Below are 12265 nucleotides of genomic sequence, written 5' to 3' on the forward strand. Positions count from 1 at the left end.
GGGCTTTATACCCTAAATAATTCGAGTTGCAGGAAGGCGGCAACGAAATGAACTCAAGGAGTTGAGATAACTCAATGACTTGAGTGAATGATGGCAGCCAACGCACATGCAGTTTGAAGTATGACGGGTATAGGCGATTTACATTTAGGGCCTATCCTCACCGGATAGCTGCTATCTTCAGTCGACGAAACAGGACAACGTACATGTCTAAAATTTTTGATTTCGTAAAACCAGGTGTCATCACAGGTGATGACGTTCAGAAAGTGTTCGCAGTAGCCAAAGAGAACAACTTTGCTCTGCCAGCAGTTAACTGTGTCGGCACCGACTCTATTAACGCAGTGCTGGAAACAGCAGCCAAAGTGCGTGCGCCAGTTATCGTTCAGTTCTCTAACGGTGGTGCAGCATTTATCGCAGGTAAAGGCGTTAAAGCAGAAGGTCAGGGTGCTGCAATCCTGGGCGCTATCTCTGGTGCACATCATGTCCATCAGATGGCTGAACACTATGGTGTTCCTGTTATTCTGCACACCGACCATTGCGCCAAGAAATTGCTGCCATGGTTAGACGGCTTGTTGGACGCAGGTGAGAAACACTTTGCGGCTACCGGCAAACCACTGTTCTCTTCTCACATGATCGACCTGTCTGAAGAGTCCCTGGAAGAAAATATCGAAATTTGTAGCAAATACCTGACTCGCATGGCGAAACTGGGTATGACGCTGGAAATCGAACTGGGTTGCACCGGTGGTGAAGAAGATGGCGTGGACAACAGCCATATGGACGCATCTTCTCTGTATACTCAGCCACAAGATGTTGATTACGCTTACGAAAAACTGAACGCTATCAGCCCACGTTTCACCATCGCTGCCTCTTTCGGTAACGTACACGGTGTTTACAAGCCAGGTAACGTGAAACTGACCCCAACTATTCTGCGTGATTCTCAGGATTATGTTTCCAAGAAACACAATCTGCCGCACAACAGCTTGAACTTCGTATTCCACGGTGGTTCAGGTTCTACTGCTGCTGAAATCAAAGAAGCGGTTAGCTATGGCGTAGTTAAAATGAATATCGACACCGATACCCAATGGGCAACGTGGGAAGGTATTCTGGGCTACTACAAAAAGAACGAAGCTTATCTGCAAGGCCAACTGGGTAACCCAGAAGGTGCTGACAAGCCGAACAAGAAATTCTACGACCCACGTGCGTGGCTGCGTGCTGCACAGGTGACTATGGTTGCTCGTCTGGAAAAAGCTTTTGAAGAACTGAACGCCAAAGACGTTCTGTAATTCGATACTGCTTTGACCGACTTAAAAGGCCCCTTGGGGCCTTTTTTCTTTGCAAAAAACGAATCTAACCTCATTTCCGCCGCCTTGATTGACTGAGTAGTCTGATATTTCAGCGTAAATTTCTCTGCCAAAATTGGCAACAGGCTCATTGTTAGTTACCCTAAACAGGCTGTCAGTTGTAGCCGTCAGCATTTTGCGGTGATTTTTTGCGTAATCTCTCCCGCAGGGAGCTTTTTGTAGGATGATTCAAATGGAAGAATTAAACGTAGTTGATGGTATCAATGAAGCGAGTACCTGGTTGGTGAATAACCAAGATTTGCTGATTCAATACGCGGTTAATCTGGTCGCAGCATTACTTATCTTAACCGTCGGTTCAATCATCGCCAAAATTGCGTCACGGATGCTTGGTCGGGTCATGAAGTTACGTGGCATTGATGTCACCGTTGCAGACTTCCTGGCAGCAATGGCGCGTTACAGCATTCTGGCTTTCACTATCGTTGCGGTGCTGGGACGTTTGGGTGTGCAGACTGCATCGGTGATTGCCGTTATCGGTGCCGCGGGTTTAGCTGTTGGTTTGGCGCTACAAGGCTCGCTATCAAACTTTGCCGCCGGAGTGCTGCTGGTGGCCTTCCGTCCATTTAAGGCAGGTGAATATGTCGATCTGGGCGGTGTAGCCGGTACTGTGGTTCAGGTGCAAATTTTCTCAACGACCCTACGGACGGTCGACGACAAAATCATCGTGGTACCCAACGGCAAAATTATTGCTAATAACATCATCAATACCAGCCGTGAACCGAATCGCCGTACCGATATGGTCATCGGTGTTGCCTATGATGCTGATATTGATGTGGTAAAGAAAGTGCTGGGTGACATCATTGCCGCAGATAAACGTATCATGCATGACAAAGGGGTTACCGTGCGTTTGAATGAGATGGCTGCCTCTTCCCTTAACTTCACGGTGCGCGTCTGGACTACCAATGGCGATGCGATGGATGTGTATTGGGATCTGATGGAAAACTTCAAGCGTGCGTTGGATGCTAACAAAATTGGCATTCCTTACCCGCAGATGGACGTGCATTTGCATCAGGTAGCAAAAACTGAGGCAGATTAGTCTGCGTACCTGAAGCTGTAGTGTTGTTTACAATTTGGCTATAGCCATGTCAAATCGGGTCGTTATCGGCCCGTTTTTTCCTTTTTCCATCCTTGTTTTCCCTCTTGCTTAGCCATTATTAGTTTTACTTATTATTGATAAGAAATATCAATTTCCTCTGATGCCGCTCTCCCCGTAATATGCTGCTAGTTCCTCTCCAATTCTCTCGGCCCGTTTTGAGTATTATTTAAAGGTAACAGTATGTTAGCTGTCTATTTACAGGGCTTCGCCCTCAGTGCTGCGATGATTTTACCCCTCGGGCCACAAAATGCCTTTGTGATGAACCAGGGGATTAAGCGTCAGCACCATTTGATGAGTGCCTCACTTTGTGCGCTGAGTGACATTATCTTGATTTGTGCGGGGATCTTTGGCGGCAGTGCCTTGCTGAGTCGTTCGCCATTGTTACTGGCACTGGTCACATGGGGCGGCGTGGCTTTCCTGCTGTGGTACGGTTGGGGCGCATTGATGGCAGCCTGGCGTGGGGGGGGCTCCTCATCTGCAGCCGCAACCGGCGCGCAAGGGCGTTGGCCAATAGTTATAACCCTACTGGCGGTAACCTGGCTCAATCCGCATGTCTATCTCGATACCTTTGTGGTGCTCGGTAGCCTTGGCAGCCAGTTATTACCCGACTCCCGGCCTTGGTTCGCTTTGGGAGCCGTGAGTGCCTCTATTGCCTGGTTTTTTGCCCTCGCGCTATTGGCTGCGTGGTTATCACCGTGGCTTAACCGCCCAACGTCGCAGCGGGTGATTAATCTGTTGGTCGGAGGGGTAATGTGGTTTATTGCTTTTCAGCTAGCGCAACAAGCACTAAATCTGTGAGTTTTTATCATTAATCCGAATCCCATGATTCATAAGATATGCTACGGTTGATGTGTTAATCCGGTTACCGACAGCAAATTAATCACGCTGCCAATGAGATTCGAGTGAGTGTAATTAACTGCAAATATATTTGTCGCTGATTGAATTCACTGGTTATCTAGCTGAGGTCGACTGAGTTGTCATAAATAATTTGCCATGTATATCTTAGGAGGCACTGTGAAGTTGAAGACATTGGCTTTGGCCGCAATGATGGGATTAGGGACGTTACCTTTGGCGCTACAAGTTCAGGCAGCCGAAGTGCCAGAAGGGCCGCATGTTGTCACCTCCGGTACCGCCAGTGTTGATGCGACACCGGATATTGCCACTATCGCTATTGAAGTCAGTGTATCTGCCAAAGATGCGGCAGATGCCAAAAAACAGGCGGATACCAGGGTCGCGCAATATTTTGATTTCTTACGTAAAAGTGGCATTGAAAAGAAAGATATCAATGCTGCCAATATTCGTACTCAACCTGAATACGATTACCAGAAAAGCGGTGAAGCGGTCTTGAAGGGATACCGTGCCGTGCGCCAGGTTCAGGTAACATTACGCCAACTGGATAAGTTGAATGAGCTGCTAGATGGTGCGCTGAAGTCTGGTCTAAACGAGATCCGTGCGGTGGAACTCGGGGTAGCAAACCCGGACACATACCGTGAGCAGGCGCGTAAAAAAGCCATTGAAAATGCTATCAGCCAGGCAGGATCATTGGCTGATGGATTCAAAGTTAAACTTGGGCCGGTCTACAGCATTCGTTACCACGTCGCTAACTACCAGCCTATGCCGGTAGCACGCATGTTTAAAAGCGCTGAAGCGGCACCAGCCACCGATGCCGCACAAACTTACGAACAGCAGACCATCCATTTTGATGATCAGGTTGATGTCGTGTTTGAACTCCAAACTGCGACCAGTACCGCTAAATAAATCAATCCTGCCGTAATACCTGACGCCCATAAGACAACAGGGCGTCAGTCACCTTTCTCATAGTTCTGCTTTCCGGTGCAAACCGGTGCCAGAACAGCATTCGTCGTTGCAGTAATCCTGGCGTCAGATTGATTAATTCGCCTGAAGCTAGCTCTTTCTCGATTTGCAGATGCGGGATCATACAACAGGTGGTTCCTTGTCGCGCTAACTGCACAAAAGCTTCGGAAGAGTTAACAATATGGCAGGGCACGCTGCCCGGTGATAAATCAAAGTTCTGCTGTAAAAACGCCTGATGCATATCATCCAGATGGTCAAACGCCACCGCTGGCGCTTTCAACAATGCCGAGCGGGTTACGCCATTAGGGAAATAACGCTCAGCGAAAGGTTTGGAGGCGACAAACAGGTAATCCAGCGCACCGAGTTGATCAACCAGACAACTGGGGAGCGGTTGAGGTTGGATACTGACAGCACCCACAACCTCGCCGCGACGTAACCGTTCCTGAGTTCGAGTCTCATCCTCGACTTGTAAATTCAGCCGGATAGGGGAATCAGCCAGCACCGGTTTCAATGCCGGTAGCAACCAGGTCGCCAAACTGTCGGCGTTCACTGCCAGCGACAATAACAGTGGTGTATCTCCGCCATTATCATTGCCCAGCCACTCTTCTTCCAGTAACTCAACCTGATGCAGTAACGCGAGCAGTTTCTGCCCTTGTTCGGTAGGCCGTGGTGGCACGGTGCGCACCAGCAGCGGTTGTCCAAACAGATTCTCCAACTGCTTGATGCGTTGAGATACCGCCGATTGGGTGATGCAAAGTTTTTGTGCAGCGCGTTCAAAACCGCGTTCACGGATCACCGCGTCCAGCGCTTGTAGCGTACGGTAGTCTGGGCGTTTCATCGGAGTCATCTCTCCAAATATTAAGTCGATACAGCACTATGCCACATTTTAGCCAGTTTGTTATGACAGGATGCCAAGGTGTCAGCCACAAATAAACCGGCATAACTGTGATCCGGCTAGAATTAACTACCACGCGAGTTGGCTTTATTCACACAATCACCACTGCGGATGCTCTATAATGACCTCAGGTTTTCTTTCACATCAAGGCGTGAACTTACCATGACTCAGGATGAACTTAAAAAAGCAGTGGGCTGGGCAGCATTAGATTATGTAAAACCTGGTACCATCGTTGGGGTCGGCACTGGCTCGACCGCAGCACATTTTATTGACGCACTTGGCTCCATCAAAGGCCAGATAGAGGGGGCGGTTTCCAGCTCTGATGCCTCTACTGCCAAACTGAAAAGTTACGGCATCCACGTATTCGATTGTAATGAAGTGGATGTATTGGATATCTATGTTGATGGCGCTGATGAAATTAACGACCAGATGCAGATGATCAAAGGCGGTGGTGCTGCGCTGACCCGCGAGAAAATCATTGCTGCTATTGCTCGTCAGTTTATCTGCATCGCGGATGCGTCCAAGCAGGTTGCTATACTGGGTAAGTTCCCGCTGCCGGTTGAAGTTATCCCAATGGCCCGCTCTTATGTGGCTCGTGAACTGGTTAAGCTGGGTGGCTTACCGGAGTATCGTCAGAACGTCCTGACTGATAACGGCAACGTTATTTTGGATGTCCACAATCTGAGTATTTTGGATGCCATTGCGTTAGAAAATAAAATCAATGGTATTGCCGGTGTCGTTACGGTCGGCCTATTTGCTAATCGGGGGGCTGATGTGGCACTGATTGGCACTGCCGACGGCGTTAAGACCATAAAATTAAAGTGATCGGTTAACTCGCTCTCAGGATGAGGTTCGCTACTTCATCCTGAAAGTTTTTTTGCCTTTAAATATCTTTTCTTAAAATCGCTAAATTTGGTGATATATATCACATTTCTTCATTTCGTTTTATTAACCTGCCATTAACCCTCTTCACGCCAGTTTTTTATTCCATAAATTAACATTGACACTGATTGTTATGCTGGCTGGCAGGCAATCGTTTGTATTGCTGCCCGCGTAATATTTGTTATGTTGACAGGGTGCTGACCGGATTCATTCGATAGCGGCAGCCACATCTGAAGTCTGAAAATAGGGTCGGGGACATGGCAAAAGTATCACTGGAGAAAGACAGAATTAAGTTTCTGTTAGTGGAAGGGGTGCACCAGAGCACGGTTGATAATCTGCGTGCAGCCGGTTATAGCAATATTGAATATCATAAAGGTGCCTTAGACACCGAATCACTGAAAGCATCGATCAAAGATGCTCACTTCATCGGCATTCGATCGCGTACGCATCTGTCTGAAGAAGTTTTTGCGGCAGCAGAAAAATTAGTCGCAGTAGGTTGTTTCTGTATCGGTACCAATCAGGTTGATTTAAAAGCGGCTACCAAACGCGGTGTGCCGGTATTCAATGCACCTTTCTCCAATACCCGTTCGGTAGCTGAAATGGTACTGGGCGAGTTACTGCTGATGTTCCGGGGCATTCCATCGGCTAACGCCAAAGCTCACCGTGGTGAGTGGAACAAGCTGGCGGTGGGTTCCTATGAAGCCCGTGGCAAGAAGCTGGGCATTATCGGTTATGGTCATATCGGTACCCAACTCGGGATTCTGGCAGAGAGTGTCGGGATGAAAGTATTTTTCTACGATATCGAAAATAAACTGTCGTTAGGGAATGCACAGCAGGTGCGTCACCTGTCTGATCTGCTGAATATGAGTGATGTGATTAGCCTGCATGTGCCGGAAAACCACTCCACTAAAAACATGATTGGCCCTGAACAGTTGGCTCTGATGAAGCCGGGTGCGATGCTGATTAACGCCTCACGCGGTACCGTGGTCGATATCCCGGCCTTATGTGATGCGTTGGCCAGCAATCATTTGGCAGGCGCGGCAATCGACGTATTCCCTGAAGAGCCTGCAACTAATAAGGACCCGTTCAATTCACCCTTGTGCGAGTTTGATAATGTGTTGCTAACACCACATATTGGTGGTTCCACTCAGGAAGCGCAGGAAAATATCGGTGATGAAGTGGCAGGTAAGCTGGCGAAGTATTCCGACAACGGCTCAACGCTGTCTGCGGTCAACTTCCCTGAGGTTTCTCTGCCTGCTCACGGCGATAATACTCGCCGTCTGTTGCATATCCATGAGAACCGCCCAGGCATCCTGACCAGCATTAACAAAATCTTTGCCGAACAGAATGTCAACATTGCGGCACAGTATCTGCAAACCAGTGCTGAAATCGGTTATGTCGTCATTGATGTTGAGACTGATGATGCGGAAAATGCAGAAAAAGCATTGCAGGCGATGAAGGCGATCCCGGGAACTATCCGTGCTCGTTTGCTTTACTAATAACTATTTGTATTGAATGACTAAACACCCGCTATCTATAAAATATCGGGTGTTTTTTTATTTTGCAGGATTATCTCTTACCACTGCCACACTTTTGTTGGTGTCACTATCTCTGGCAATGGTACATCCCAAAGCTCACAGGGCAAGTGCTCTACCCATTGGCAATCATGGGCCAGGCCAATAGGATAAGGGCGCCCTTGCTGCCAGTGTTGCAGCGTACGGTCATAAAAGCCACCACCCATACCTAAACGTTGCCCGAGGCTATCAAACGCCACTAACGGGGTTATTACCATATCCAATTGGTTTAGTGGCAGAACTTCTCGCACATCTAATTGTGGTTCAAGGATTTTCAGGCGATTACGGATAAGCGTGCTATCAGGGCGATAACGCAGAAATAATAAATTACCGGGGCTGAAAGGGTGCAAAACCGGCAGATAAACCTGTTTTTGTTGCTGCCATAGCAGCTCAATAATGGGGCGGGTATTGAGTTCACCATCGAAGGAGAGGAACACGGCAATGGTGTTAGCCTGACGGATTCTGTCATGCTCAGCGATATGCTTTGCCGCCAGATGCGCTGACTGATGCTGTTGTTCCGCAGTCAACAGACGCCGACGTTCACGAATCTCACTACGAATCTTTTGTCGCTCAAGGGCATATTGCGCAGTCAAAGGCATATTATTTATTCAAAAATATGTTGTTAATTTAAAGGATAATTTTTTGATTAAAAAGACATTTTATTGATTCGGAAGATATATTGCTGATGCCAGTAGACAGCCAATGTAAAACGAACGTGATAACCCCAAATGCTGGTTAATCGATAAAGAGGGGATCTCCGAGATGCCGCCGCAGGCTGTAACCCTTGAACCCATGGTTCAAGGTGAACGCAGCGTCGCAACCTTAAGGCTTCTCGGCGGACCGAGCATGCGCACCAGTTACGGAGTCACTACATTCTGTTGGTATTAAATATCGGCTCAGGGGACTGGCCCGCTGGCAAACACCTCAGAGAAATTTTTTACTCACTGCTGAATCTATCATTCAACAGAGATTTATTCAAACTGTGCATCCTGACGTTCAGAGATGCGACCTTGTTCAAGCAACGCCTGTTCAATGGTCTGTTGTAACATCCGAATACGTTGCTCCATATTGGATGCATAGTCACGGGTTTTCAACCTTTCCTGAGCTAATTCGTGACAGACATTCAATGCTGCGATAAAAACTAACTGCTCAGTATTTGTGACTCTAGTGCGAACTTTGAGATCTTGCAACCGTTGGTTAAGATCTTCTGCTGCCATGTTCAACGCGTCTTGTTGTTCTGGCGGACAATTGACTCTTAACGAGCGACCAAAAATTTGAATATCTACCGGTTGTGCAGACATGCCACCTTCCTGACTAATTTTCGCGCCAACCTTGTAAACCAGAGGCAAAATGCTCGTAGTTGCAAAGCGGGCGTCACTATATATATCTCGATACCAAGATTCAACCCCTAATACCCGTTGGGTATTAGGGTCTAGCGCGTTGCGTTTTCTGGTATAGCGACCTTTCTTGGTGGTAGCATAACACGAACTTATCCTGCCAACGATGACCAATACGCATGTCTATAGAGAATACATTACCAACTTACCAATCACTTGCCTTGGCGTTAAGCCAGCAAGCGGTAGCATTAACCCCCGCAGAAATGCATGGCCTGATCAGCGGCATGCTCTGTGGTGGCAGTAAAGACAATGGCTGGCGCACGCTGGTACATGACCTGACCAATGAGGGCGTTGCCTTTTCACAAGCGTTGGGATTGCCGTTACAACAGTTACATGAAGCAACACAAGAAGCGCTGGAGAACGAAGGTTTTATGTTCCAGTTGCTTATCCCTGAAGGGGACGATATCTCGGTTTTTGACCGTGCTGACGCATTATCAGGTTGGGTCAACCATTTCCTGTTAGGTTTGGGTATGTTGCAACCGAAATTGGCGCAGGTGAAAGATGAAGTGGGTGAAGCCATTGATGATTTACGTAATATTGCCCAATTAGGCTACGACGAAGATGAAGATCAAGAAGAGCTGGCTCAATCATTAGAAGAAGTTATTGAGTATGTGCGTGTGGCGGCTATTTTGTGCCATATCGAATTTACTCAACAGAAGCCGACTGCACCAGAGATGCGTAAGCCAACACTACATTAAATGATATGGTGTAATATGTTGAATTAAGTCGATTAAATCGGATGTTCCAGGAGGGTGTGATGACTCAGCAAGAATACCAGAACCGCCGTCAGGCGCTGTTGGCGAAGATGGCCCCGGGCAGTGCAGCACTGTTTTTCGCCGCACCGGAGGCTACGCGCAGTGCGGATTCCGAATACCCTTATCGTCAGAATAGCGATTTTAGCTACCTGACGGGGTTCAATGAACCGGAGGCGGTGTTGATTCTGGTAAAAAGCGATGAGACCCATAACCACAGCGTGTTGTTTAACCGGGTGCGGGACTTAACCGCCGAGATCTGGTTTGGCCGCCGTTTAGGGCAAGATGCGGCCCCCCTCAAGTTAGGTGTTGACCGCGCATTATCCTTCGATGAAATCGACGAACAGCTCTATTTGTTGCTCAATCGCCTTGATGTGATTTATCACGCGCAGGGGCAATATGCTTATGCAGATAAAATTGTTTTTGCCGCGCTGGAAAGATTACGTAACGGTTTTCGTAAAAATTTACGTGCACCGGCCACGCTAACTGACTGGCGTCCATGGTTGCATGAAATGCGCCTGTTTAAGTCAGTTGAAGAAATTACTGTGATGCGCCGCGCCGGTGAAATCAGTGCGCTAGCCCATACTCGCGCGATGGAAAAATGTCGTCCAGGTATGTTTGAGTATCAGTTGGAAGGGGAGATTCTGCATGAGTTCACCCGCCATGGCGCGCGTTACCCGGCATATAACACTATCGTTGGCGGTGGTGAGAATGGCTGCATTTTGCATTACACCGAAAATGAGAGTGAATTGCAGGATGGTGAGTTAGTGCTGATTGATGCAGGTTGTGAATACCGTGGCTATGCCGGTGATATCACCCGCACCTTCCCGGTTAACGGCAAATTCACGCCAGTACAACGTGAGATTTATGACATCGTTCTGGCCTCGATTAATAAATCAATAGAATTGTTCCGCCCGGGTACCAGTATCCGCGAAGTCACCGAGGAGGTGGCGCGCATTATGATTACGGGTCTGGTTGGTTTGGGCATTCTAAAAGGTGATATCGAGCAATTGATCGCTGAAAAAGCGCATCGCCCCTTCTTTATGCATGGTTTAAGCCACTGGTTAGGATTGGATGTGCATGATGTCGGTGATTATACCAATAGTGACCGTGGCCGCATTTTGGAACCGGGAATGGTGCTGACCATTGAGCCGGGTCTCTATATCGCCCCAGATGCTGATGTACCGCCAGAATACCGTGGTATTGGTATTCGTATCGAAGATGACATCGTGATTACTGCTGACGGCAATGAAAATCTGACCGCCGGTGTGGTGAAAGATCCCGATGCCATTGAAGCCCTGATGGCGGCAGCGAGATAACTGATGAGCGTAATCATTGTTGGTGGTGGTATGGCCGGAGCAACTCTGGCGCTGGCTATTTCATCCCTCACCAAAGGGCGGGTACCGGTTGCTTTGGTTGAAGCACAACTTCCTGATAGCAGGCAGCATCCGGGTTTTGATGCTAGAGCGATTGCCTTGGCACAAGGCACCTGCCAACAACTGGAGCGCATTGGTATCTGGGCGCATCTGGTTGATTGTGCCACCGCCATTGAACATGTTCATGTTAGTGATAGCGGTCATTCGGGTTTTGTTAACTTACGCGCCGCTGATTATGGTGTTGCGGCACTGGGTAATGTTATTGAGCTACATGATGCCGGTAAAAGGCTGTTTGCCTTATTGCAGAAAGCGCCGGGAGTGACGCTGCATTGCCCGGCTAAAGTGGTAGATGTGGTTCGTACTGTTGCATCAGCCGGTGTGACGCTGGATAACGGCCAACAACTGAGTGCAAAGCTGCTAGTGGCAGCCGACGGATCTCATTCGGCACTGGCGCGGGCTTGTAATATTCAGTGGCAGCAGCAGGACTATCAACAGATCGCCGTGATTGCCAATATTACGACTTCCGAACTACCGGCAGGTCGGGCTTTTGAGCGTTTTACCCGCAATGGGCCGCTGGCATTATTACCGATGTCTGAAGGGCGTAGCTCGCTGGTCTGGTGTCACGCTAAACACGAAAAGCAGCAGGTCGATAGTTGGGATGACGCCCGTTTTGTGGCGCAATTGCAGCAAGCTTTTGGTTGGCGGTTGGGTAAAATTCTCCATGCGGGTAAGCGCTACAGCTACCCGCTGCAATTATTGACGGCTTCGCGCCATATCAGTCACCGTCTGGCGTTAGTGGGTAATGCGGCGCAAACACTGCATCCCATTGCCGGGCAGGGTTTCAATCTAGGGCTGCGTGATGTGATGTCGCTGGCTGAAACTATCGCGCAGGCGGAGGGCGACCCCGGTGAGTATGCGGTTCTCAGCCAATATCAGCAGCGGCGACAAGGGGATCAACAGGCGACTATTGGTGTCACTGATGGTTTAATTCGTCTGTTTGCCAATCGCTATGGGCCACTGGTGGTTGGGCGTAACCTTGCTCTGATGTCAATGGAGCTGATGCCTGCAATACGTGATACTTTCGCCCGGCAGACATTGGGATGGGTAGAGCGTTAGTATTTAA

12 protein-coding genes and 1 other RNA gene are annotated in these 12265 nt (G+C 48.6%); 9 read left to right on the top strand and 4 right to left on the bottom strand.

Going from position 1 to position 12265, the window contains the following annotated elements; genetic code table 11:
• The first annotated feature begins 203 nt into the window (after positions 1-203).
• The 4 genes from fbaA (at position 204) to V1953_RS03680 (ending at position 4209) form a co-directional block, all read left to right on the top strand.
• A complete protein-coding gene (gene fbaA / locus V1953_RS03665) occupies positions 204-1280 on the top strand; it encodes a class II fructose-bisphosphate aldolase (RefSeq protein ID WP_005192802.1) in 1077 nt (358 codons plus the stop codon).
• A gap of 250 nt (positions 1281-1530) precedes the next feature.
• Positions 1531-2391: a small-conductance mechanosensitive channel MscS gene (gene mscS, locus V1953_RS03670; RefSeq protein ID WP_083162727.1), complete on the top strand. Its 861-nt coding sequence runs from the start codon at positions 1531-1533 to the stop codon at positions 2389-2391.
• Between the two features lie 240 nt (positions 2392-2631).
• A complete protein-coding gene (gene argO / locus V1953_RS03675; protein ID WP_372569594.1) occupies positions 2632-3249 on the top strand; it encodes an arginine exporter ArgO in 618 nt (205 codons plus the stop codon).
• Between the two features lie 216 nt (positions 3250-3465).
• The gene (locus V1953_RS03680) at positions 3466-4209 is read left to right on the top strand and encodes an oxidative stress defense protein (protein ID WP_083162731.1); all 744 of its coding nucleotides are present in this window, start codon (positions 3466-3468) and stop codon (positions 4207-4209) included.
• Between the two features lies 1 nt (position 4210).
• Here the strand turns inward: V1953_RS03680 and V1953_RS03685 are convergent, their stop codons facing one another.
• Positions 4211-5104, bottom strand: a complete 894-nt coding sequence (locus V1953_RS03685) for a LysR family transcriptional regulator ArgP (protein ID WP_005163344.1) — start codon at positions 5102-5104, stop codon at positions 4211-4213.
• A 219-nt stretch (positions 5105-5323) separates the two neighbouring features.
• Here V1953_RS03685 and rpiA point away from each other — a divergent pair, with 219 nt between their 5' ends.
• Together rpiA and serA are read left to right on the top strand one after the other, a co-directional pair.
• On the top strand, positions 5324-5986 hold the full coding sequence (gene rpiA / locus V1953_RS03690; protein ID WP_083162733.1) for a ribose-5-phosphate isomerase RpiA: 663 nt from the start codon (positions 5324-5326) through the stop codon (positions 5984-5986).
• A gap of 314 nt (positions 5987-6300) precedes the next feature.
• The gene (gene serA / locus V1953_RS03695) at positions 6301-7542 is read left to right on the top strand and encodes a phosphoglycerate dehydrogenase (RefSeq protein WP_083162735.1); all 1242 of its coding nucleotides are present in this window, start codon (positions 6301-6303) and stop codon (positions 7540-7542) included.
• A gap of 77 nt (positions 7543-7619) precedes the next feature.
• Here the strand turns inward: serA and V1953_RS03700 are convergent, their stop codons facing one another.
• From V1953_RS03700 to zapA, 3 genes are all read right to left on the bottom strand, one after another.
• Complete coding sequence (locus tag V1953_RS03700; protein WP_372560647.1) at positions 7620-8216, bottom strand: 5-formyltetrahydrofolate cyclo-ligase; 597 nt, start codon at positions 8214-8216, stop codon at positions 7620-7622.
• A 151-nt stretch (positions 8217-8367) separates the two neighbouring features.
• Positions 8368-8551: non-coding RNA, 6S RNA (gene ssrS, locus V1953_RS03705), on the bottom strand.
• Between the two features lie 37 nt (positions 8552-8588).
• Positions 8589-8918, bottom strand: a complete 330-nt coding sequence (gene zapA / locus V1953_RS03710) for a cell division protein ZapA (protein ID WP_004706812.1) — start codon at positions 8916-8918, stop codon at positions 8589-8591.
• 215 nt (positions 8919-9133) lie between these two features.
• Between zapA and V1953_RS03715 the strand changes: the two genes are divergently transcribed.
• From V1953_RS03715 to ubiH, 3 genes are read left to right on the top strand one after another with little or no spacing between them, the layout of a single operon-like run.
• Positions 9134-9712 (top strand): YecA/YgfB family protein, encoded by a 579-nt coding sequence (locus tag V1953_RS03715; protein ID WP_083162739.1) that lies wholly within the window; start codon positions 9134-9136, stop codon positions 9710-9712.
• Positions 9713-9771: 59 nt separating this feature from the next.
• Entirely contained in the window at positions 9772-11085 is a 1314-nt protein-coding gene (pepP, locus tag V1953_RS03720; protein ID WP_442850665.1) for a Xaa-Pro aminopeptidase, read from the top strand.
• Between the two features lie 3 nt (positions 11086-11088).
• Positions 11089-12258, top strand: coding sequence for a 2-octaprenyl-6-methoxyphenyl hydroxylase (gene ubiH / locus V1953_RS03725; RefSeq protein ID WP_083162743.1), 1170 nt, complete (start codon positions 11089-11091; stop codon positions 12256-12258).
• Positions 12259-12265 lie beyond the last annotated feature (7 nt).

The organism is Yersinia sp. 2541 StPb PI (assembly GCF_052217145.1).
Taxonomy (GTDB): Bacteria; Pseudomonadota; Gammaproteobacteria; order Enterobacterales; family Enterobacteriaceae; genus Yersinia; species Yersinia enterocolitica_E.